Annotated in this window: 20 protein-coding genes; 14 read left to right on the top strand and 6 right to left on the bottom strand. The window is 71.8% G+C overall.

Features of this window, described 5'->3' with window-relative positions; translation table 11 throughout:
• Nucleotides 1-70: 70 nt before the first annotated feature.
• From leuE to AB0J53_RS34915, 3 genes are read right to left on the bottom strand one after another with little or no spacing between them, the layout of a single operon-like run.
• A complete protein-coding gene (gene leuE, locus AB0J53_RS34925) occupies nucleotides 71-724 on the bottom strand; it encodes a leucine efflux protein LeuE (RefSeq protein ID WP_364180256.1) in 654 nt (217 codons plus the stop codon).
• A 55-nt stretch (nucleotides 725-779) separates the two neighbouring features.
• Nucleotides 780-1,643: a hypothetical protein gene (locus AB0J53_RS34920; RefSeq protein WP_364180254.1), complete on the bottom strand. Its 864-nt coding sequence runs from the start codon at nucleotides 1,641-1,643 to the stop codon at nucleotides 780-782.
• A gap of 18 nt (nucleotides 1,644-1,661) precedes the next feature.
• Nucleotides 1,662-2,156 carry an Lrp/AsnC family transcriptional regulator gene (locus tag AB0J53_RS34915; RefSeq protein WP_364180252.1) on the bottom strand — a complete coding sequence of 165 codons (495 nt, stop codon included), beginning with the start codon at nucleotides 2,154-2,156 and terminating at the stop codon, nucleotides 1,662-1,664.
• A gap of 94 nt (nucleotides 2,157-2,250) precedes the next feature.
• On the opposite strand from AB0J53_RS34915, the gene AB0J53_RS34910 reads away from it, so the two are divergent.
• The 5 genes from AB0J53_RS34910 (at nucleotide 2,251) to AB0J53_RS34890 (ending at nucleotide 9,972) form a co-directional block, all read left to right on the top strand.
• Nucleotides 2,251-2,937 (top strand): nitroreductase family protein, encoded by a 687-nt coding sequence (locus tag AB0J53_RS34910; RefSeq protein ID WP_364180250.1) that lies wholly within the window; start codon nucleotides 2,251-2,253, stop codon nucleotides 2,935-2,937.
• A gap of 70 nt (nucleotides 2,938-3,007) precedes the next feature.
• The gene (locus tag AB0J53_RS34905; RefSeq protein WP_364180248.1) at nucleotides 3,008-4,834 is read left to right on the top strand and encodes a M14 family zinc carboxypeptidase; all 1,827 of its coding nucleotides are present in this window, start codon (nucleotides 3,008-3,010) and stop codon (nucleotides 4,832-4,834) included.
• A gap of 243 nt (nucleotides 4,835-5,077) precedes the next feature.
• On the top strand, nucleotides 5,078-6,652 hold the full coding sequence (locus AB0J53_RS34900; RefSeq protein ID WP_364180246.1) for a cellulose binding domain-containing protein: 1,575 nt from the start codon (nucleotides 5,078-5,080) through the stop codon (nucleotides 6,650-6,652).
• A complete protein-coding gene (locus AB0J53_RS34895) occupies nucleotides 6,649-8,097 on the top strand; it encodes a carbohydrate-binding protein (protein ID WP_364180244.1) in 1,449 nt (482 codons plus the stop codon). The genes AB0J53_RS34900 and AB0J53_RS34895 overlap by 4 nt, the downstream gene beginning before the upstream one ends.
• A gap of 78 nt (nucleotides 8,098-8,175) precedes the next feature.
• Nucleotides 8,176-9,972, top strand: coding sequence for a glycosyl hydrolase family 18 protein (locus AB0J53_RS34890; protein ID WP_364180242.1), 1,797 nt, complete (start codon nucleotides 8,176-8,178; stop codon nucleotides 9,970-9,972).
• A gap of 3 nt (nucleotides 9,973-9,975) precedes the next feature.
• Here AB0J53_RS34890 and AB0J53_RS34885 read toward each other — a convergent pair whose 3' ends face one another.
• Nucleotides 9,976-11,595 carry a molybdopterin-dependent oxidoreductase gene (locus tag AB0J53_RS34885; RefSeq protein WP_364180240.1) on the bottom strand — a complete coding sequence of 540 codons (1,620 nt, stop codon included), beginning with the start codon at nucleotides 11,593-11,595 and terminating at the stop codon, nucleotides 9,976-9,978.
• Between the two features lie 106 nt (nucleotides 11,596-11,701).
• Between AB0J53_RS34885 and AB0J53_RS34880 the strand changes: the two genes are divergently transcribed.
• Nucleotides 11,702-13,084: a hypothetical protein gene (locus tag AB0J53_RS34880; RefSeq protein ID WP_364180238.1), complete on the top strand. Its 1,383-nt coding sequence runs from the start codon at nucleotides 11,702-11,704 to the stop codon at nucleotides 13,082-13,084.
• On the opposite strand, the gene erm is transcribed toward AB0J53_RS34880, so the two are convergent.
• Nucleotides 13,059-13,880, bottom strand: coding sequence for an ErmE/ErmH/ErmO/ErmR family 23S rRNA (adenine(2058)-N(6))-methyltransferase (erm, locus tag AB0J53_RS34875; RefSeq protein ID WP_364180236.1), 822 nt, complete (start codon nucleotides 13,878-13,880; stop codon nucleotides 13,059-13,061). The genes AB0J53_RS34880 and erm overlap by 26 nt on opposite strands.
• A gap of 225 nt (nucleotides 13,881-14,105) precedes the next feature.
• Between erm and AB0J53_RS34870 the strand changes: the two genes are divergently transcribed.
• From AB0J53_RS34870 to AB0J53_RS34835, 8 genes are read left to right on the top strand one after another with little or no spacing between them, the layout of a single operon-like run.
• A complete protein-coding gene (locus AB0J53_RS34870; protein ID WP_219517227.1) occupies nucleotides 14,106-14,786 on the top strand; it encodes a response regulator transcription factor in 681 nt (226 codons plus the stop codon).
• The gene (locus AB0J53_RS34865) at nucleotides 14,783-16,174 is read left to right on the top strand and encodes an ATP-binding protein (RefSeq protein WP_364180234.1); all 1,392 of its coding nucleotides are present in this window, start codon (nucleotides 14,783-14,785) and stop codon (nucleotides 16,172-16,174) included. Before AB0J53_RS34870 ends, AB0J53_RS34865 begins: the two co-directional genes overlap by 4 nt.
• 24 nt (nucleotides 16,175-16,198) lie before the next feature.
• Nucleotides 16,199-16,714: a hypothetical protein gene (locus tag AB0J53_RS34860; RefSeq protein WP_357590351.1), complete on the top strand. Its 516-nt coding sequence runs from the start codon at nucleotides 16,199-16,201 to the stop codon at nucleotides 16,712-16,714.
• Between the two features lie 5 nt (nucleotides 16,715-16,719).
• Complete coding sequence (locus tag AB0J53_RS34855; protein WP_364180231.1) at nucleotides 16,720-17,793, top strand: peptidoglycan-binding protein; 1,074 nt, start codon at nucleotides 16,720-16,722, stop codon at nucleotides 17,791-17,793.
• Nucleotides 17,793-18,455 (top strand): ABC transporter ATP-binding protein, encoded by a 663-nt coding sequence (locus AB0J53_RS34850; protein ID WP_308126161.1) that lies wholly within the window; start codon nucleotides 17,793-17,795, stop codon nucleotides 18,453-18,455. The genes AB0J53_RS34855 and AB0J53_RS34850 overlap by 1 nt, the downstream gene beginning before the upstream one ends.
• A complete protein-coding gene (locus tag AB0J53_RS34845; RefSeq protein WP_364180229.1) occupies nucleotides 18,452-19,648 on the top strand; it encodes an ABC transporter permease in 1,197 nt (398 codons plus the stop codon). The genes AB0J53_RS34850 and AB0J53_RS34845 overlap by 4 nt, the downstream gene beginning before the upstream one ends.
• Nucleotides 19,649-19,702: 54 nt before the next feature.
• Nucleotides 19,703-20,548, top strand: a complete 846-nt coding sequence (locus tag AB0J53_RS34840) for a hypothetical protein (RefSeq protein ID WP_364180227.1) — start codon at nucleotides 19,703-19,705, stop codon at nucleotides 20,546-20,548.
• A 33-nt stretch (nucleotides 20,549-20,581) separates the two neighbouring features.
• A complete protein-coding gene (locus AB0J53_RS34835) occupies nucleotides 20,582-21,268 on the top strand; it encodes a helix-turn-helix transcriptional regulator (RefSeq protein WP_364180225.1) in 687 nt (228 codons plus the stop codon).
• A gap of 13 nt (nucleotides 21,269-21,281) precedes the next feature.
• On the opposite strand, the gene AB0J53_RS34830 is transcribed toward AB0J53_RS34835, so the two are convergent.
• On the bottom strand, nucleotides 21,282-22,328 hold the full coding sequence (locus AB0J53_RS34830) for an AI-2E family transporter (protein ID WP_308126160.1): 1,047 nt from the start codon (nucleotides 22,326-22,328) through the stop codon (nucleotides 21,282-21,284).
• Nucleotides 22,329-22,658: the final 330 nt, after the last annotated feature.

The raw sequence follows: 22,658 nt of genomic DNA, 5'->3' as shown, positions 1-22,658 counted from the left end.
TTTTGCCGCGTTCCATCGGACGCCCGGCCGTTACCGCATGTCGGAGCCGCCATACCGCTTGGGAAAGAGTTCAGCCGAGCGACGTCGTGGCCAGCTTGGCCCCGAACCCGACGAACAGCGCCCCCACGCCGGACGTCAGCCCGGCGCTCAGCCGCCTGCGCGAGCGGAACTGCGCCGCCAGGAAGCTCCCGCCGAAGATCAGCGCCGTCAGGTAGAGCAGGCTGAACACCTGGATGATCGCCCCGAGGATGAGGAACGACAGCGCCGGGGTCGCGTAGCCGGGGTCCACGAACTGCACGAAGAACGAGATGAAGAACAGGATGGCCTTCGGGTTGAGCAGGCTGATGGCGAGCGCCTTGCGGAACGGCCGAGGGTCGCGCACCGGCCGCGCCTCCGCCGCGGCCTCGGCGGGCGACGGGTCACGCCAGGCCCGCCACGCCCCGCGCAGCATCTGGAAGCCGATCCACATCAGGTAGCCGGCGCCGGCGTACTTCACGACGGAGAACAGCAGCGGCGACGACTGCAGCAGCGAGGCCGCCCCGACGGCGGCGAGCGCCATGAGCACCGTGTCGCCCACGAACACCCCGGCCGCGGCCCGATACCCCTCGCGCACCCCCCGCTGCGCGGCCAGCGTCAGCACGAACAGCGAGTTGGGCCCCGGCAGCAGGATGATGAAGAAGGCGCCGATGACGTAGGTCCACAGGTCGGTGATACCGAAGAACATGCCGCTGCACTCCAGGTGAAACGTGGTGACACATCACGGTATCGCCTGGCGGGACTCAGCCGAAGAGCTCCTCCGCCGAGCTGACCTTCAACGACCGCACGAGCAGCTCGTCGAGCAGGTCGGTGTCCGTACAGGCCATCACCCGCTCCCGCACCGCATCGGGCACCTGAACCCCCCGCTGCTCCAGCACCTTCAGCACCGACTTCGCCTCTCCTTCGGCGAGACCCTCGGCGCGGAGCTGCTGAGCGAATTCGGACTGGTAGCGGTACGTCTTGGTGGACATCAGCTCTCTCCAAAGTCGTCGGGCCTTGGTGTCACCGAGACCCACCTCGGTGAACTCGGCGAGGAACCCAGCATGGTCGCTGTCGATGGTGTCCAGGGCGGCTGCCAGCGCATCCAGTATGACATTCACCCTGCGTGAGGTCCCGTGCGTGATGGCGGAGAACGCCGCCAGCACCACGTCCTTGGCCGCCTCGGACCGGTCCGTGATCGCCGGGACGTTGTCGGGCCCGAGCACGACCGGGTAGAGGACCGAGGTGGGCCTGCCGGGCAGGCCGATGGTCTTGGGCTCGCGGGCCCACCGGGCGGTGCCCGGCTTCTGGCAGATGACGATCAGCACGACCTGGTGGCCGTACTTGGCCTTGAGGTAACTGACGTAATAGGCCCAGGCGTCGCCCTTGGCGGCGTCCTCCTCCAGCTGGGATTCGATGATCATCGTGTACGGCCCGTCGGGGCACCTGACGTCGAGCAGCGTGTCGCAACGGCGCTCGACCGGCACGATCTCGGTGAGATCGGCGTTGATCACTGTTACCTCGCACTCATCCGGAAAGGGGATATCCAGGATCTGGAGCGTGCGGGGAAGCAGCGAGGGTTCTGCCTGGAACAGGCGGTGAAGTGCCTCGTGTCTCGCGGTCACCATGTACGGAACGTTACCGAATCATCGCACAGAGTTTCCGGGGAATCGGTGGGCGGCGAGGGGGTGGACGCGGTGGGGGACGACGGTGGAGAGGGTGATGACGGTGGTGCTGCGGCGGACGCCCGGGATGGCGAGCATGCCGTCGATGACCTGCTGGACGTGTTCGTTGTCGCGGCCGGCGATGCGGCACCAGACGTCGCCGGGGCCGGTGACGATGTGGGCTTCCAGGAGTTCGGGCATGGCGTGGAGCGCTTCGGAGATGTGCGCGCGGGCGGCCTGTTCGACCTCCAGGGTGGTGAACGCCTGGACGGGGTAGCCGAGGGCGGCGGGGGAGAGGGCAGGGCCGAAGCCGGTCACGACGCCGTCGGCGGTGAGGCGGTCGAGGCGCGCCTGGACGGTGCCGCGGGCGACGCCGAGCAGGCGGGCGATCTCCAGGAGCCCGGCGCGGGGCCGCTCGGCGAGGAGGCGCAGCAGCCGAAGGTCCAGTTCGTCCAGTCCGTGACGCCGTGCTGGCATATTTGCCTCCTTAAACCGAAATTTCGTGTCGAAACGTGCAGCATAGACGGCCCCCTGTTGTCACAGAAGCGAGGCGTGCGGAGACTGCGGGGTCATGGAGCACCCTTTCATCCCTTATGCCCCACCCCGCTACACCCCCGAAGAGATGATCAGGCGCGGCGAGGAGTTCTACGCGTTCGCCGACTCCCGGCGCAGCGTCCGCATGTTCAGCGACGAGCCGGTCCCGTACGAGGCCGTGGAGCTGGCCGTGCGGGCGGCCGGGACCGCGCCGTCGGGCGCGCACCAGCAGCCGTGGACGTTCGTGGTGATCGGCGACCGGGAGACCAGGAAGCGCATCCGCGAGGCCGCCGAGGTGGAGGAGCGCCAGAACTACGAGGGCGGCCGGCTGCCCCCGGAGTGGCGTGAGGCGCTGGCCCCGCTGGAGACGAACTCCGACAAGGGCTACCTGGAGGTGGCGCCCTGGCTGGTGGTGTGCTTCGCGCAGAAGTACGGGGTCCGCCCCGACGGCTCCCGGGTCAAGCACTACTACGTCAACGAGAGCGTGGGCATCGCCTGCGGCCTGTTCATCGCGGCGCTGCACTCCATGGGCCTGTCGACGCTGACGCACACGCCGAACCCGATGGCGTTCCTGACGGAGATCTGCGAGCGCCCGGCCAGCGAGCGGCCCTACATCCTGTTCCCGGTGGGCTACGCGGCCCCCGGCGTGCGGGTCCCCGACCTGGCGCGCAAGCCGCTGGAGGAGACACTGGTGCCGTTCCCGCCGGATTTGGGCCTTTCCTAGCCGGGCCGTCGTCTTCACTCTCAGTTCAGGCGCGTGTCAACACCGAGCCCACGCGCCTGGGAGGACGAAGGTGAAACGCCGATTAGTCATCCTGCTCGCCGTCCTGGGTCTGATCTGCCTGACCGGCGCGACCGGGGCGGGAGCGACCGCGGAGCCGCCGGCGAACAAGCAGTACCGGGTGCAGGGCCCGGCGGACGCGCGGGAGCGCAGCGCGGTCGCCGCGACCGGGGCCGCGATCGACGAGGTGACGAAGGACTCGGTCCTGGTCACCGCCACGGAAGCCGAGGTGTCCGCGATCCGGAAGCTCGGCTACCGGGTGACGGAGGCGCCCGGCCCGTTACCCCCGGCCCGTGCGCGGGTGGCTGACTTCCCGCCCGCGGACTCCGGCTACCACACGTACGCGGAGATGATCGCGTTCATCCAGGACCTGGCGGCCGACCATCCCGGGCTGGTCAGCACGTTCACGTACGGGACCTCGTACCAGGGCCGGCAGCTCGTGGGCGTCAAGATCAGCGACAACGCCGGGACGGACGAGGCGGAGCCGGAGGTGCTGTTCACCGCGCACCAGCACGCGCGCGAGCACCTCACCGTCGAGATGGCCCTGTACATGATGGACCTGCTGACCGACGGGTACGGCACGGACTCGCGGATCACGAACCTGGTGAACACGCGGGAGATCTGGATCATGCCGGACCTCAACCCGGACGGCGGCGAGTACGACATCGCCACCGGCAGCTACCGGTCCTGGCGCAAGAACAGGCAGCCGAACAGCGGCTCCTCGGCCGTCGGCACCGACCTGAACCGCAACTGGGCCTACCAGTGGGGCTGCTGCGGCGGCTCGTCCGGCTCGACGTCGAGCGAGACGTACCGGGGCCCGTCGGCCGAGTCGGCGCCCGAGGTGAGCGCGGCGGCGAACTGGGTGCGCGGCCGGGTCGTGGGCGGCGTGCAGCAGATCAAGGCGCACCTCGACTGGCACACCTACAGCGAGCTGGTGCTGTGGCCGTACGGCTACACCTACAACGACACGGCGCCGGGCCTGACGCAGGACGACCGGGACGCGCACGCGACGCTGGGGCAGAGCATGGCCGCCAGCAACGGTTACACGCCCGAGCAGTCCAGTGACCTCTACATCACCGACGGCACGATCAACGACTGGATGTGGGGCGTCTACAAGATCTTCAGCTACACCTTCGAGATGTACCCGAGGGGCGCCAGCCCCGGCTTCTACCCGCCGGACGAGCAGATCGTGCCGCAGACGACGCGCAACCGGGAGGCGGTGCTGCTGTTCCTGGAGAGCGCCGACTGCGTCTACCGGGTGATCGGCAAGGAGGCCCAGTACTGCGGCACCGGCACCCCGCCGGTGACCGTCTACTCCGACACGTTCGAGTCGGCCACGGGCTGGACGGCGAATCCGGGCGGCACGGACACGGCGACGGCCGGGCAGTGGGAGCGCGGCGACCCGGAGCAGACCGACTCCTCGGGCGTCAAGCAGCTCGGCACCACGGTCAGCGGCTCGAACGACCTGGTGACGGGCCGGTTGGGCGGCTCGGCCGGGACGTACGACATCGACGGCGGCGTGACGTCGATCCAGTCGCCGCCGATCACGCTGCCGGCCTCGGGCACGCTCGGCCTGTCCCTTTCCTGGTATCTCGCGCACGGCTCGAACGCGTCGAGCGCGGACTACTTCCGGGTCAGGGTGGTGGGCGCCACCACGGCCACGGTGGTGAACCAGGCGGGCGCGGCCACCGACCGTGACGCCGCCTGGAGCGTGACGACCGCGAACCTGAACGCCTTCGCCGGGCAGACGGTCCGCATCGTCGTCGAAGCGGCCGACGCGGGAACCGCCTCCCTGGTGGAGGCGGCTGTGGACGACGTCCGCATCACCCAGCAGCCGTAATACCGGAAAGGCCGATTCAGGCATTATCGGCGTCCTTAACCTGGGGAACTGCTTTGGGTCTTGTAAGGCATCGGTGTCAAAGCTACGATCACGGCAACTCTTAGGAAACTTTCCTAAAAGAAATCATGGCCCGCGTGACACCCCCCCAGGAGCCCGCGCCTCGCCGCTGCGGGCTGTGCCGTACGGCTCGCGTTCTCACCCCCCGGCGCGAGCCGTACGGCACATCATCCAGAAGGACGACATGTGAAACCTCGCGTCATCCTCGTAGCCCTCGCGACTCTCGCCGTCAGCCTCATCGCGCTCCCCGCCCAGGCTGCCTCGGCCACCGCCACCTTCGCCAAGGTCTCCGACTGGGGCTCCGGCTTCGAAGGCAAGGTGACCATCACCAACGGCACCACCACCGCCATGAACGGCTGGAACGTCCAGTTCGACGTGCCGGCCGGCTTCACGATCCCGTCCGCCTGGAACGCCAACATGTCCAGGAACGGCCAGCACTACACGTTCACGAACCCGGGCTGGGCAGGCAACCTGGCCGCCGGGGCGAGCGCCAGCTTCGGCTTCAACGGCACGCCCGGCAACTTCCCCGGCATCACCAACTGCACGCTCAACGGCGCGCCGTGCGGCGGCGGCGACAACGAGCCCGGCGCGCCCGGCAAGCCCGGCGCCGTCCAGGCCACCAGCACCGACAACAGCATCGCGCTGACGTGGGGCGCCTCCAGCGGAACCGTCACCGGCTACCGCGTGTACGAGGGCACCGCTGTCAAGGCCACAGTCAGCTCCACCAGCGCCACGATCAGCGGCCTGGGCACCTGCGAGCCGCACACCTACACGGTCAAGGCGTACAACGACCAGGGTGAGTCGGCGGCCAGCGACCCCGTCACCGCCACCACGACCGGCTGCGACACCGGCAACCCCGGCCCGCTGCCCAAGCACTTCCTCACCGGCTACTGGCACAACTTCGTCAACGCCGCCACCGAGCTGAAGCTCTCCCAGGTGCCGGACGACTACGACCTGATCGCGATCGCGTTCGGCGAGGCCACCTCCACGGCCGGCGAGGTCGTCTTCTCGCTCGACCCGGCCCTGGCCAGCGCCGTCGGAGGCTACACCGACGCCCAGTTCAGGGCCGACGTGCAGGCGCTGCACCAGCGAGGCAAGAAGGTCATCCTGTCCGTCGGCGGCGAGGCCGGCCGGGTGCAGGTCGCCAGCGCGGCCGCCGCCACCAGGTTCGCCGACTCGGTGTACGGGCTCATGCAGAGCTACGGGTTCGACGGCGTCGACATCGACCTGGAGAACGGCCTCAACGCCACCTACATGGGCCAGGCCCTGCGCTCGCTGCGCGCCAAGGCCGGCGCGGACCTCATCATCACGATGGCCCCCCAGACCATCGACATGCAGTCGACCGGGATGGAGTACTTCAAGCTCGCGCTGAACATCAAGGACATCCTCACCGTCGTCCACACGCAGTTCTACAACTCCGGCTCCATGCTCGGCTGCGACCAGTCGCAGGCGTACTCGCAGGGCTCGGTCAACTTCATGACCGCGCTCGCCTGCATCCAGCTGGAGAACGGCCTGCGCCCCGACCAGGTGGCCCTGGGGCTGCCCGCCGGGCCGGGTGCGGCGGGCGGCGGCATCGTGTCGCCCACGCTCGTCAACCAGGCGCTCGACTGCCTGGCCAAGCTGACCAATTGCGGGACCTTCCGGCCGCCGCGCGCCTACCCGGGCATCCGGGGCGCGATGACCTGGTCCATCAACTGGGACGCCAGCCACAACTGGAACTTCTCCAGGACCGTCAAGCCGCACCTCCGGGGAATGCCATGAGAATCCGTCGCCTGTCCCTCGCCCTGCTCACCTCAGCGGCGCTGACCGCGTCCGGGGTGGCCGCGATCAGCCCGGCCGCCTACGGCGCCACCGGCAGCGCCACGAGCGCCGCCACCGCCGCCTACCCGGCCTGGGCCGCGTGGACGGCCTACACCGCCGGCACCCGCGTCACCCACAACGGCGCCGACTACGAGGCGATCCAGAGCCACACCTCCCTGCCCGGCTGGGAGCCGCCGAACGTGCCCGCGCTGTGGAAGACGGCCACCGGAGGCGGCAACGACACCCAGGCGCCGTCGGTGCCGGCCAACCTGCGCTCGACCGGCACCACCACGACCAGCGTCTCGCTGGCCTGGAACGCCTCCACGGACAACGTGGCCGTCAGCGGCTACGACGTCTACCGGGGCAGCACGCTGGTGTCGACCGCGACGGGCACGTCGTTCACCGACACCGGCCGCACCCCGAACACCTCCTACACCTACACGGTCCGGGCCCGCGACGCCGCCGGCAACGTGTCGGCAGCCAGCAACGCGGTCACCGTCACCACGCCCGACGGTCCCGGCCAGCCGGACCCGACCAGGATGCCCGGCGCGCCCTACCTCTACATGGGCTGGGGCAGCCCGCCCAACCCGGGCACCGTCATGGACGCCACCGGCGTCAAGTCGTTCACCATGGCCTTCATCCTGGCCAGCGGCGGCTGCAACCCGGCGTGGGACGGCAACCGGCCGCTGACCGGCGGCGCCGACGCCCAGGCGATCTCCACGATCAAGTCCAAGGGCGGCAGCGTCCAGATCTCCTTCGGCGGGTGGTCGGGCAACAAGCTCGGCCCTAACTGCTCGACCCCGCAGGCGTTCGCCGGCGCGGTGCAGCGGGTCATCGACGCCGTCGGCCCGGCCGTGGTGGACTTCGACATCGAGAACACCGACGAGTTCGAGAACTACACCGTCCAGGACCGCATCCTCAACGGCCTCAAGATCGTCAAGCAGAGCAACCCGAACGTCAAGATCGTCGTCACGTTCCCCACGAACAGGAGCGGCCCGAACTCGCACGGCGTCCGGCTGATCAACCAGGCCAAGGCGCTGAACGTGCCGATCGACAACTTCACGATCATGCCGTTCAACTTCAGCGGCTCCAACATGTACCAGGACACGGTCAACGCCTCCGAGGGCCTGAAGACCGCGCTCAAGAACGCCTACGGCTGGACCGACGCGCAGGCGTACGCGCACATGGGCATCTCCGGCATGAACGGCCTGTCCGACCAGCAGGAGCTGACCTCGCCGGCGATGTGGACGCAGATCCGCGACTGGGCCCTGTCCAAGGGCCTGACCAGGCTCGCCTACTGGGCCGTCAACCGCGACCGCCCCTGCCCGGGCGGCGGCGTCACCGCTCACTGCAGCGGCATCGCCCAGACGGAGTGGGAGTTCACGAAGACCACCGCCGGCTTCTGACCGGCAGGTGATCGACGGGGGAGGGCGCCACACCTGCCGGCGCCCTCCCTTTCTCATGCCAGACAAGGAAGGATCACCATGAAGTTCCGAGGGTTCGCGGCGGCGGCCGCCCTCGCGCTGGGCCTGACCGCCCTCCACCCCACCTCCGCCCTGGCCGCGAACATCGTGCTGAACCCCGGCTTCGAGTCGGGCCTGTCCGGCTGGACCTGCTCGTCGGCCGAGGCCGTCTCCTCCCCGGTGCACGGCGGCGCCGGCGCCGTCCGCGGCACCCCCGCCGGCGCCGACTTCGCCCGCTGCCAGCAGACGATCACCGTCCAGCCCAGCACCGCCTACCAGCTCTCCGCCTGGGTCCAGGGCGGCTACGTCTTCCTGGGCGCGACCGGCACCGGCGTGAACGCCAGCACCTGGGGCCAGCCCGGCGCCCAGTGGCAGCAGCTGAAGACCTCCTTCACCACCGGCGCGACGACCACCAGCGTCGCCATCCACGTCAACGGCTGGTACGGCACCGGCGCGTACCTGCTCGACGACGTGATCCTCGACGGCCCCGGCGGCCAGCCCGACACCGAGGCGCCGAGCACGCCCGGCAACCTCGCCGTCGGCAACGCCACCAGCACGAGCCTCACCGCCACCTGGAGCGCCTCGACCGACAACTCCGGGAGCGTCGCCCGCTACGAGGTCTCACGCAACGGCGGCGCCCCCGCCGCCACGACCGGCACCACCCACACGGCCACCGGCCTGACCCCCCAGACGGCCTACCGCTTCAAGGTCCGCGCCTGCGACGCCGCCGGCAACTGTTCCCCGTACACCGGCGAGGTGACCGGAACCACCACGGTGGGCGGTGGCGACGGCGGCGACCTGCCCGAACGGGTCATGGTCGGCTACCTGCACGCCTCGTTCGCCAACGGCTCCGGCTACATCCGCATGAGCGACGTCCCCGCCGAATGGGACATCATCAACCTGGCCTTCGGCGAGCCCACCTCGGTGACCTCCGGCGACATCCGCTTCAGCCAGTGCCCGGTGGCCGAGTGCCCCAACGTCGAGTCCGAGGCCGACTTCATCGCCGCCATCGACGCCAAGCAGGCCCAGGGCAAGAAGGTGCTGATCTCCATCGGCGGCCAGAACGGCCAGGTCCAGCTCACCACCACGGCCGCCCGCGACAAGTTCGTCCAGTCGGTCAGCGCCATCATCGACCGCTACGGCCTCGACGGCCTCGACATCGACTTCGAGGGCCACTCCCTCTACCTCAACCAGGGCGACACCAGCCTCGCCAACCCCACCACCCCGGTGATCGTCAACCTCATCCAGGCGCTCAAGACCCTCAAGAGCAGGTACGGGCCCGACTTCGTGCTGACGATGGCCCCGGAGACGTTCTTCGTCCAGCTCGGCTACCAGTTCTACGGCCCCGGCCCGAACGGCACGGCCGACCGCAGGAGCGCCTCCTACCTGCCGGTCATCCACGCCATGCGCGACGACCTGACCCTGCTGCACGTGCAGGACTACAACTCCGGGCCGATCACCGGGCTCGACAACCAGTACCACACGATGGGCGGCCACGACTTCCACGTGGCCATGACGGACATGCTGCTGGCCGGCTTCCCCATCATGGGCAACGCGGCCAACGTGTTCCCGGCGCTGCCGCCGGAGAAGGTCGCCATCGGCCTGCCCGCCTCGCCCAACGCGGGCAACGGCTTCACCACGGTCGGGGAGGTGCAGAAGGCGTTCGACTGCCTGTCCAAGGGCACGAACTGCGGGCCGTACAAGCCGCGCGGGGTCTACCCGGGGCTGCGCGGCCTGATGACCTGGTCCATCAACTGGGACAAGTACAACGGTTACGAGTTCTCCCGCAGCCACCGGGCCTACCTGGACCGCCAGTAGGGCTCACCGCACCAGGTGCGTCGGCTTGATCGGCAGGCCGGCGCCCGGCGGGCGGTAGACGGGCAGGGCCTCGCCGTACTCGTGCATCCAGGCGTGGTCGATCAGCAGCCGCATCCGCCGCCCGCCGGGCTCCGGCACGTCCGGCCGCCCGGCGTGCCCCGCATGACCCGTGTGCCCCGCATGACCGGCGTGCCCGGCCGACAGCTTGGCCACCGCGTCGGCGACCAGGCCGGGGTCGGGCGGCGCCAGGTCGCACCGGTCGTCCGGCCCGATCAGCAGGTCCACCTCGGGCGGCAGCGGGTAGATCCACCTCGGCAGGCAGAGCACGCGGGGCGGCGGCGCCATCGGCAGCCCGTCGCCCACCGCCTCCAGCAGCATCGACCGCGCCGTCCGCCGCTCGAACAGCCCGTCGCCGAGCGCCCAGCTCAGCGCCCCCACGTCCGCCCGGTCCTCGCCGCAGGCGTGCAGGCACAGGTACGGCACCAGCGGGATGTCCGTCCCGCCCGCCGGCTGCGCCCACCCCTCACGGCACCCGGTCAGCACCAGCAGCGCCAGCATCGCCCGGTAGGCCGTGTCGGCGTGCGGCGTCTCCAGCCGGCCGGGCACCACCATGCACCGCCCGCCCGTCTTCTCCGCCGTCACCCCCAGCTCGCGCGCGATCTTCAGCGCCCGCGACGCGGCCACGCCCGTGCACGCCTCCTGCCAGCCCGGCGTGTACGGCTCGTCCCGGTCGTCGTACCCCGACGGCCACCGGCCCGGCAGCCCCGGCCTGACCACCCCGTACACCGCCAGCAGCAGGTCGAACACCGTCGTCACCAGCTGCCCGCCCTCGGACGTCGCCGGCACCCCGCGCCGCAGCACGTCCGGGCCCGCGTCGAACCGCGGCAGCGCCACCTCGACGCCGTCCGCACCCTCCTCGCCGTACAGGCTCAGCCGCCCCGCCGAGCCGCCGTGCAGCCCGCCGGGCACCAGCGCGCCGCCGCGCTCGCGCAGCCGCACCAGCAGCGGCAGGTCCGTGCCCGCCAGCGCCTGCGCGGCGAACGCGGGCCGGTCCAGGTAGAACTCCTTGAGCAGCACGTGCCCGACCGCCATGGCCAGCGCCCCGTCGGCGCCCGGCCGCACCACCACCGTCTCGTCCGACAGGCGCGTCGGGTGCGGGCCGATCGCCACCACCTTCTGCCCCTTGTAGCGCCCGGCGATCACCCACGGGGTGTCGGGGGAGCGTACGGTCCGGTTGTTCTCACCCCACAGCAGCACGTACGACGCGCGCGCCCAGTCCTCCGGGCGCGGCCCGCGATAGCCCGGCCCGAGCATCTGCGCGGGCGCGTTCGACTGCTCGGTCAGCACCGCGCCGCCGAGCCCCGCCACCAGCCCGGCCAGCGGCGCGGTCGCCAGCGCCGCCACCTGGTCCGCGCCGTGCTCGGACGCGGTGTGCACGATCGCGGCGGCGGCCAGCTCGGCGGCCGTGCCGTCGTCCAGCGGCACCCGCCGCCCGCCGCGCGCCCGGCGGTAAACCTCCGAGTTGGCTGTGAGTTCCGCCCAGGCGGCCACCGGGTCCCCCGGCCCCTCCCGTGCCTCGAAATAGAGCCTGACCAGCGCCTGGTTGACCTGCGATCCCCCCATGGAAAAAGTTCAGCACAGACAGTCATGTTCTGACGCCGTACGACCCGGCATGTCGGGGATAAGAATGTGGCAGCATGCGGGCGCGTACGGCACTCTAGATTCCGCCATGGAACACGCAGTCCTCACGGGGGTCGTCCTCGTCACCGGTGTCGTCCTCGCCCTGATCGCCCAGTGGCGAGACTGGCGGCCGTCCCTGCTCGTCGCGATCCTCGTCGGGATCGCGGTGCGGGTCCTGCTGCTCTTCACAGCGGCGACCGACACCCAGTGGCAGCCGGTCGACTACGTCAACAGCTTCCGCCCGGCCGGCGAGGCCGTGCTGCGCGGCGAGGATCCGGTGCTGGCCAGCAACGGCGGCTGGCACTTCCTGCCCACGATCCCCTACGTCTACGGCATCCTGCTCTGGCTCGGCATCCCGTGGGACTACGCCGGCCGCCTGGTCACCGTGGTGGCCGACATCGTGCTGATCCCGCTCGTGGCCAAGCTCGCCGGCGGCCCGAAGGCGTCGCTGCGCGCCTTCCAGTACGCGCTCAACCCGCTGGCCCTGCTGGTCGCCTCCATCCACGGGCAGGTCGAGCCGGTGGCGCTGGTGTTCGGCGTGGCCGCGTTCGTCGTCGCGCGCGGCCCCGGCTCGCCGCACCGGGTCGGCATCACCGACGCCGCCGTCGGCCGGGTGCGCCAGGCCGTCTCCGAAGGCGGGCTGCGGGTCCTGCCGCGCATGGTGCTCCAGGCGCTGCGGCCCGGCCCCACGGACCGGGCCGACCTCAAACGGGCCGCGCTGGCCGGCGTCCTCATGGGGCTCGCCCTGTGCGCCAAGAGCTGGCCCATCTGGCTGATCCCGGGCTTCCTGCTGCTGCTGCCCCACCTGCGCTCCCGGATCGTGGCGCTGTTCACGACCGGCGCGGTGCCGCTGTTCTTCCTGGTGACGCTGCCGGTGTTCGCCGGCACCGCGTTCGACCAGATCCCCGAGGTCATCCGCACCATCCAGTCGATCCGCCCGATCGTCGGCGAGTGGGGCTGGACCCCGCACTTCACCGGCGGCCACTGGGACCTGCGGCCCGACCTGGCGACGTTCGGCACTTACCTGATCTACGCGTGCGTGGTGGCCGCGATCCTGGTCTGGCGGCGCGCCGACCCGATCGACATGACGATCGCGATCCTGCTCGTCTTCATGGTCGTCACGCCCCGGCTCGGCGCCCAGTACCTGCTGTGGTTCATGCCGTTCCTGGTCGCCAGGCCGACCCGGTTCGCCTGGCCGGCGATCCTCGGCGTCTCGCTCTGGTCGGCCTACGGCTACATCTACATGACGCAGTACCGGGGCGAGGCGTGGGGCGTGCTGCACGCCGACTGGTCGCGGGCCTCGATCGTGCTGCTGCCGGTGCTGCTGCTGGCCATGCCGTGGGGCCGGCGCAAGCCGCAGGTGCCCGGCCTGACCGGGCCCGCCACTCCGGCGGGCCCGGGCGGCCTCACCTCAGCCGGTCGTACAGGGTGATCCACTGGTCGGGCCGCACGTACCCGACCACGGTGTCGCGGGCCACGCCCGCGGCGGCGAGCGCCGCGTCCACGCCCTCGTAGCGCGTCCGCAGCGAGGCGCGCAGCGACCCGCCGACCCCGCTGAAGCCCAGCTCGACCAGCGCCTGATAGTCGCGGCGCGAGCTGGCCAGCGGCTCCGGCCTGCGCTCGACGCGCAGGATCGCCGAGTCGACCGACGGGATCGGCCGGAAGCTCTCCCGGCCGATCCGCTCGCCCAGCCGCCAGTCGAACCACGGCCACGACTCGACCGTGACCAGGCTCCAGCGGCCGTAGTCGCCCGTGCGTTTACGGGCGTACTCCAGCTGGGTGAGCAGGGTCGCCGAGGTCAGCCCCGGCGCCCGCAGGCACCAGTCGACGATCCTCGACGTGACCGCGTAGGGGATGTTGCCCGCGACCGCGAACGGCTCGCGTGGCGCGCGGGCCGCCGTGAAGTCGCCCCGGACCACGTCGATCCGCGGATCGTCGCGCGTCCGGGAGGCCAGCCTGCCGGCCAGCCGGGGGTCGATCTCGTAGGCCGTGACCTGGGCCCCGGCCTCGGCCAGCGCCAGCGTGAGCGCGCCCTCGCCCGCCCCGGGCTCCAGCACGGGCCCGGCCGGTGCGGCGGCCTTGACCACCAGCTCCAGGGCATGCCTGTCGACCAGGAAGTTCTGCGACAGCTCGCGCCGCGCCCGATCCCGGGGCGTGCGGCCACCGCCGGAGCTCCTGGCCTTCTTCTGGGTGTGTGAATAGTTTCCGTGCGCGAAGTTCTGCGCCACAGCTTTCGCCCTCTCGGGTCTTCGAGTCGATGGGAAGCTCGAAGGGCCCCGGGCGCGCCGCGGACGCGCTCAGTCGTCCGCTAGCGGGCCAGAGGCCGGCTGCGGCGCAGGCGCATGTAGACGGTGCCGAACATGCGGCTGATGCTAGGAAGAGCCGCCCCGGCGCGGCAACCGATTAAATCCGCTTTGAGCTGGCATTGAAGTCCCTGAGGTATTCCTTGGCTTATGGACCGTCCGGCCAGGGTGCTCGTCGTCGACGACGAACCCAACATCCGCGCCCTGCTCTCGCAAACGCTGCGCCTGGTCTCCTTCGAGGTCAGGACCGCCGAGACCGGCGCCGAGGCGGTGGCGGCCGCCCGCGAGTTCGACCCCGACCTGGTGGTGCTCGACGTCATGCTGGCGGACATCGACGGGTTCGAGGTCGCCGGGCGGCTCGGCGAGCGCGTCCCGGTGCTGTTCCTGACCGCCCGCGACGCCGTCGAGGACCGGGTGCGCGGGCTGACGCTCGGCGCCGACGACTACGTGACCAAGCCGTTCAGCCTGGAGGAGGTCGTGCTGCGGATCCGCGCCATCCTGCGCCGCAGCCGCACCCCGGCCCCGCCGGACGACGTCCTGCGCTACGCCGACCTGGAGCTCGACGCGGCCGCCCACGAGGTGCGGCGCGGCGGCGTCCCGGTCGAGCTGTCGCCCACCGAGTTCAACCTGCTGCAGTATCTGATGGCCAACGCCGGCCGCGTCGTCAGCAAGGCGCAGATCCTCGACAGCGTCTGGCGCTACGACTTCGACGGCGACTCCAGCATCGTCGAGTCGTACGTCTACTACCTGCGCAAGAAGATCGACCGGTGGGAGCCGCAGCTCATCCACACCGTGCGCGGCTTCGGCTACACGCTCAGGACGCCCCGGTGAGACCCGCCACCTGGACGCTGCGCACCCGCCTCGTCATGGCCGTCCTCGCCCTCACCGCCGTCGCGCTCGTGCTGGCCAACGTGTTCGGCATCACGCTGCTGCACAACACCATGGTCGGCCGGGTGGACAAGGAGCTCACCGGCCTCAGCAAGATCAGCGGCGAGCGGGTCCAGCCCACAGGGGCGGTCGTGAAGAGCGGCGTGCTGGCCAAACGGTTCGCCAGCCAGCTCCGCATCCTCGTCTTCGCCGCCGACGGCGGCATCATCGCCCAGACGCCCGGCGCGGGCAGCCCCGGCCCCGCGATCGAGACCTTGCGGGCGGGCGCCCCGTACACCGTGCCCGGCACCACCGGCGCGTCCTGGCGGGTGCTCGTCACCCCGTCGCCCGACGGCACCGTGTGGGTGGTCGCCCAGTCACTCGCCGAGGCCGAGCAGGTCAGAACCTCCAGCATCGCCATCGCCACCGCCGTCAGCGCGCTCGTGCTGCTCCTGCTCGGCCTCGCCGGCGACGCCCTGGTACGCCTCGGCCTGCGCCCCCTGACCCGCATGGAGCGCACCGCCGGCCACATCACCCGGGGCGACTTCGCCAGCCGCGTGCCCGCCCCCGACCCGCACACCGAGGCCGGCCGCCTCGGCGCCGCCATGAACGTCATGCTCGACCGCGTCGAGTCCGAGATCGCCGCCCGCACCGCCTCCGAGGCCCGCATGCGCCGCTTCCTCGCCGACGCCTCCCACGAGCTGCGCACCCCCCTCACCTCCGTACGCGGCTTCGCCGAGCTCTACCGCCGGGGCGGCGGCGACACCGGCGAGATGATGGGCCGCATCGAGGACGAGGCCGCCAGGATGAGCGTCCTGGTCAACGACCTGCTCACGCTCGCCCAGCTCGACGAGGAACGGCCGCTGGACCGGAAGCCGGTCGACCTGCTGGCGGTGGCCGCCGACTCCATCCGCGACGCCCGCGCCCGCGTCCCCGACCGGCAGGTCAGGCTGGCCGGCCTGGGCGGCGCGCTGGCCCCCGTCTCCGCCCTGGGCGACGAGGCCCGGCTGCGGCAGGTCGCGGCCAACCTCATCGGCAACGCCCTCACCCACACCCCGCCCGAGGCCGCCGTCACCGTCCGCGTCGGCAGCCGGGCCGGGCGGGCCGTGCTGGAGGTCGCCGACACCGGCCCCGGCATCGCGCCCGAGCACGTCCCCCACCTGTTCGACCGCCTCTACCGGATCAGCCAGGGCAGATCCAGGTCCGACGGCGGCAACGGCCTGGGCCTGGCCATCGTCGCCGCCATCGTGCGTGCCCACGGCGGCAGCGTGGACATCGACACCGCGCCGGGCCGGGGCGCCACGTTCTCGGTGCTCCTACCTGGTTCCCAGGCGGCTCCCAGCCCGCTCTGATCCGCGCCCGCCACCGTCAGGGGCATGAGACGAACACTTCTCACCGCGGCCCTGCTCGCGCTGGCCGCGGGATGCGGGACGCAGCAGCCCGCCACCGGCGTCGCCTCGGTGTCGAGCGCCTCGGCCGCGCCGACGGCCTCCGCCTCCCCGGCCGCCACGGCGGACCCGGAGGAGCAGGGCAGGAAGTTCGCCGCGTGCATGCGCGAGCACGGCGTCGACATGCCCGACCCCGAGCCGGGCGGGAACGTGCGCGTGATCGGCAAGGCCCAGGCCGGCAAGGCGGAGTTCGAGAAGGCCATGGCCGCCTGCCGCTCGCTGGCCCCGTTCAAGGACCGCGGCGAGCTCACCCCCGAGGACGAGGAGCGGATGCGCGCCTTCGCCAAGTGCATGCGCGACAACGGCGTGGACATGCCGGACCCGGAGCCCGGCAGTGGCCTCAGGCTCAAGGCCGACGGCCGGATCGACCCGGAGGACCCCGCGTTCCGGAAGGCGATGGACACGTGCCAGGACCGGCTGCCCCGCAACGGGAAGCGGAAGTGACCAGGATGGCCCGCACACCGGAACCCCTGCCGAGGCCCCGGCGGTCGCTGGTGCGCCCGGTCGCCTGGACCGCCGGCGCCGCCCTGCTCGCCGCCGCCGTCACGGCCGCCGCGCTCGGCTTCGGCGGCGACGCCACCGGCCCGGCCGCCGCCGTCCGTACCCCGCCCGCCACCGCCACCGTCACCAGGACGACCCTGACCGAGACCAAGACCGTCGACGGCGCCCTCGGCCACGGCCCCGCCACGACCGTCACCGCCAAGGCGCAGGGCACGATCACCTGGCTGCCCGCCGAGGGCGCCACCGTCACCCGGGGCCGCGCCGTCTACAGCGTCGACGCCGACCGCCGCCCCCTCCTCTACGGCGCCATGCCCCTCTACCGCACCCTCCAGGACGGCGTCGAGGGCGCCGACGTCAAGCTCCTGGAACGCAACCTGGCCAAGCTCGGCTACACCGGGTTCGACGTCGACGACGCCTACACCTGGGCCACCCGCGAGGCCGTCGAGAACTGGCAGGAGGACCTCGGCCTCGACGTCACCGGCCGCGTCGAGCCCGGCGACGTCGTCGTGGCCGGCGGCCCCCTGCGCGTCGCCGAGCTCAAGAAGGCGCTCGGCGACAGCGCGGCCGGCCCCGTGCTCACCGCCACGGGCACTGCCCGCCGGGTGCTCGTCGACCTCGACGTGGCCGACAGCCACCTGGTGCGCAAGGGCATGCCCGCCACCGTCGAGCTGCCCGACGGCACCGAGGTCGACGGCGAGGTCACCGCCGTCGGCCGCGTCGCCGAGCAGAGCGGCGACGCAGATGACACCGCGACCACGGTCGAGGTCGAGGTGTCGGTGTCCGGGCTGAAGAAGACCTACGACAGCGCCCCCGTCGAGGTCACCGTCGTCGCCCGGCAGCGCGAGAACGTCCTGGCCGTCCCCGTCGGCGCCCTGGTCGCCCTCGCCGAGGGCGGCTACGGCGTCCAGGTCGTCGAGGGCCCCGCCACCCGCTACGCCGCCGTGGAGACCGGCATGTTCGCCGACGGCCAGGTCGAGGTCACCGGCATCGCCGAGGGCGTCACCGTGGCGGTGCCCACGTGATCGCCGAGCTGACCGACGTGCGCAAGGAGTACGGCGACGTCGCCGCCCTGCGCGGCGTCACCATGAGCATCGGGCACGGCGAGCTCGTCGGCATCGTCGGGCCGTCCGGATCCGGCAAGTCGACCATGCTCAACATGCTCGGCACCCTGGACCGGCCCTCAGCCGGAACCGTCCGCATCGCCGGGCACGACGTCGGCACGCTCGGCGACAGGCAGCTGTCGGCCCTGCGCGCCAACGTCATCGGCTTCGTCTTCCAGCAGTTCCACCTGGCCGCCGGGGTCCCGGCACTGGACAACGTCGCCGACGGACTGCTCTACAACGGGCCCGCGCTGCGCGAACGCCGCGACCGGGCCGCCGAGGCGCTGGAGCGCGTCGGGCTCGGCCACCGGCTCGGCCACCGCCCGCACGAGCTGTCCGGCGGCGAACGGCAGCGGGTCGCCATCGCCCGCGCCGTCGTCGGCGACCCGGGCCTGCTGCTGGCCGACGAGCCCACCGGCAACCTCGACTCCCGCTCCGGCGCCGGCGTCATGGACCTGCTGCGCGAGCTCAACGCCACGGGCACCACCGTCGTCGTCATCACCCACGACCGCGACATCGCCGCCTCGCTGCCCCGCCAGGTGGAGATGCTCGACGGCCGGATGCTCGACGGGGCACGCCGGTGAACGTCCTGGAAAGCCCACGCATGCGCCCCCGCGACGTGATCAGGACGGGCGGCTCCGGCCTGCGCGCCAGACCGTTGCGCGTGTTCCTGTCGGCGCTCGGCATCGCCATCGGCATCGCCGCCATGCTCGGCGTCGTCGGCATCTCCGCCTCCAGCAGGGAGGACCTGAACCGGCAGCTCGCCGCGCTCGGCACCAACCTGCTCACCGTCGCCCCCGGCCAGACGCTCTTCGGCGCCGACGCCCACCTGCCCGCCGAGGCCGAAGGCATGATCGGCCAGATAGGCCCGGTCACCTCGGTCACCGCCACCGGCCGCACCCCGGCCAAGGTCTACCGCAACGAGCACATCCCGGAGAGCGAGTCGGGCAGCATCTCCGTCCTGGCCGCCCGCCTCGACCTGCCCGCGGACGTGAACGCCACCCTCACCACCGGCGTCTGGCTCAACGAGGCCACCCACCGCTACCCGGCCGTCGTGCTCGGCGCCAAGGCCGCCGACCGGCTCGGCGTCGTCCAGGCCGGCCCCGACCAGCGGGTCCGGCTCGGCGGGCAGTGGTTCACGGTCGTCGGCGTGCTCGCCCACGTCCCGCTCGCCCCCGAGCTCGACACCGCGGCCCTGGTCGGCTGGCCCGTCGCCGATGAGCGGCTGGACTTCGACGGCTACCCGACCACGATCTACGCCAGGGCCGGCGAGCCGTCGGTGACCGCGGTGCGCGACGTGCTCGCCGCCACCGCCAACCCGCGGGCGCCGAACGAGGTCGAGGTGTCCAGGCCGTCGGACGTGCTCGCCGCCAAGCAGGCCACCGACGCCACGCTCAACGCCCTCCTGCTCGGCCTCGGCGGCGTCGCCCTCCTGGTCGGCGGCGTCGGCGTGGCCAACACGATGGTCATCTCGGTGCTCGAACGCCGCGCGGAGATCGGCCTGCGCCGCTCGCTCGGCGCCACCCGGGGCCAGATCAGGCTGCAGTTCCTCGCCGAGTCGCTGCTGCTGTCGGCCATCGGCGGCGTCGGCGGCGTGGCGCTCGGCATCCTCGTCACCGCCGCCTACGCGAGCCTGCAGGGCTGGCCCGCGACCGTGCCCGCGTGGGCGATGGCCGGGGGAGTGCTGGCCACGCTCGTCATCGGCGGCGTCGCCGGCTTCTACCCGGCGGTCCGCGCCGCCCGCATGTCCCCCACGGAAGCGCTGGCCGCCCCCTGACGAGGGCCGATTCGTACAAGAGAACCATGCGGCCGGTGGCGTACCGTCGGCCGCATGGACGTTCTCGACCGTGCGGCCGGCTACCTGCGGCTGCACGCCAGACTCATCGACAGGCTCAGGTTCGAGGCACTGTTCGCCGACGGCTCGCGCGAGCGGGTGGCCGGCGCGCTGCGCGCCTACCAGAACCCCGACGGCGGCTTCGGCCACGCGCTGGAGCCCGACCTGCGCGGCGCGGGCAGCCAGCCGCAGCCCGTCGAGGTCGCCTTCCGGCTGCTGGACGAGCTCGACGCGTTCGGCGACCCGATGGTGGCCGCCGCCTGCGACTACCTCGCCGCCGTCAGCACCCCCGAGGGCGGTGTCCCGTTCATGCTGCCCACCGGCGAGCCGCGCGCCCCCTGGTGGCAGACGCCCGACGACCCGCCCGCCGACCTCAACCCCACCGCCCCGCTCGCGGGCCTGCTCCACAAGCACGGCGTCACCCACCCGTGGCTCGGCCCCGCCACCGACTTCTGCTGGTCGCGGATGGCCCGGATCACCGACAAGACCGAGCAGTACGAGGCCCGCGCCGTGCTCACCTTCCTCGAACACGTACCCGACAGGGAGCGGGCGCTCGCCGAGTTCGCCCGGCTCAAGCCCGCGCTGCTGGCGGCGGTCTCCCTCGAACCCGACCAGCCCGGCCACGTGCACTACCCGCTCGACTTCGCGCCGGAGCCGCTCACGCTGCCCCTGTTCGAGGCCGCCGTGCTGGAGCGCCACCTGGACGTGATGCTGCGCGACCAGGACGACGAGGGCGGCTGGGCGCCCAACTGGGAGATGTGGACGCCGCTGGTGCGGCACGAGTGGGGCGGCTACATCACGGTGGCCAACCTCAACACCCTGCGGGCGTACGGACGCCTCTGAAGTTCTGTCGGTGCCCGTGCGTAGCCTGGGGGCATGTACGCGGAACGGGGTCCGGAGCCGGCGCTGGCCGATCGCGTGGCCTGCCTGTGGCGGCAGGTCAGCGACGACGACCGGGCACAGCTCGTGGTGCCCGACGGCTGCGTCGACCTGATCTGGGGCCCCCGGGGGCCGTTCGTGGCCGGGCCCGACACCCGGCCCGCCCCGGTCGCGATGCGGGCCGGCGACCGGTTCGCCGGCGTCCGCTTCAAGCCGGGCGCCGCCGGCGACGTGTTCGGCGTGCCGCTGTCAGAGCTGCGCGACCAGCGCGTCCCGGCAGCCGCGCTCGACGCCCTCGCCGGGCTGCCCGCCGACCCGCCGGACGACCCCCTGCGGGCGCTGCTCGCGGTGGTGGAGACGCGGCTGCGCCGCACCGCCGCCCCCGACCCGTCCGTCACCGCCATCGCCGCCCGCCTGCGCACCGGCCGCACGGTCGCCGAGACGGCGTGGGACCTGGGGCTCAGCGTCCGCCAGCTCCACCGCCGCTCCCTGACCAGCTTCGGCTACGCGCCCAAGACCCTCCAACGCGTCGTACGGTTCCAGCGCGCGCTCAGGCTGACCCGGGCCGGGGTCCCGCTCGCCGACGTCGCCGCCCGCGCCGGCTACGCCGACCAGGCCCACCTGGCCAACGACGTCAAACGGCTGAGCGGCGTCACGCTGCGCCGCCTGGTGCCCACCGGCTGACCGGGCTACCGGGCTACCGGGGGAGGCTCGCGGGCTTGCTGGAGATGAGCGCACCCGCCCACTCCGCCCGCGGGTCGCTGTCGATCAGCAGCGCCCTGACCAGCAGGCTCAGCGGGATCGCGAGGATCGCGCCCAGCGGCCCCAGCACGAACGTCCACAGGATCAGCGACAGGAACGTCATCGTCGTCGACAGCCCCACCGCGTCGCCGAGGAACTTGGGCAGGATGAACGACTGTGTCACCACGTTGATGGCCCCGTAGGCGGCGACGACCAGCAGCATCTCCTTCACCCCGCCGTGCAGCAGCGCCAGCAGCGCGGGCGGGATCAGGCTCAGCACGAAGCCGATGTTGGGGATGTACATGCCGATCATCGCCAGCACCCCCCACAGGAGCGGCAGCGGCACCCCGATGAGCGTGAGCGCGATGACGTCCAGCACGGCGTTGAGCAGGCCGAACACCGTCGAGACGATCAGGTAGCGGCGCGTCTTGTGGGTGAACCCGGCCAGCGCGATCACCAGCCCCCGCCGGCGCCCCTCGCCTGCCGCGAGGATGCGAGAGGTGATCGGCGCGTCCAGGCACATCGCCAGCAGCAGCACCACGATGAGGAACAGGCTCGACAGCACCCCGATCACGCCGCCCAGCAGGCTCTGCGCGATGCCGAGCAGCCGCTCGGGGTCGAAGCTGTCGAAGGCGCGGTCGATCTGCGCGTCGCTGATGCCGTGCGAGACCGCGAACCGTTCGGCGTCGCCCAGCAACTGGCTGAACTTCCCCGCGTACGAGCTGATCAGGGTGGTGAGCTGCACCGCCGACACCGTCAGCACCGCGGCCATCCCGAGCAGCACCAGCACGAGGATGAGGAACGGCACCGCCACCTGGATCCAGACGGGCGCGCCGTGCCGGGCGAGCCACCCGCGCAGTGGTGACACCGCGATGACGAGAACCAGGGCCAGGATGACCGGCCCGGCGATGGAGGCCACTTCGCGGATCCCGAACAGTGCGATCACCGCGCCGGCGATCCCCATCAGGACGATGAGCGCTCTGGGCACCGGCTGATCATTCACGCGGGGGTTCCTACCCCTGCCCTCGGGAACACACCGCCGCGCGCCGCCGATTTGACGGTTGCGGGAGCCGTACATAGAGTTCACCAGTCCCGCGAGGACGGTGTGATCACCGGACTCGCCCAGGGCACCTCCTCCAACCACCTCCGGTCCGTGGATGCTTCACGTCCACGGGGCGCCGATTCGACAAGAGTCGGAGTTCGGAGTAAGTTAGAAGGGTTGCTCCGGAGACGGGGCGGTCGAAATTCCAGCAGGTCGAGCGAGTCCGGTCAATTTGACAGAGACTTGAACGGCTGAAAGAATTAAGACACAACGAAATGAGCGCCTCTCGCA

This window comes from Nonomuraea sp. NPDC049725 (assembly GCF_040674795.1).
GTDB lineage: Bacteria > Actinomycetota > Actinomycetes > Streptosporangiales > Streptosporangiaceae > Nonomuraea > Nonomuraea ceibae.
Note: the sequence above shows the minus strand (reverse complement) of the source record. Positions and strands in the feature narration are given on the sequence as shown.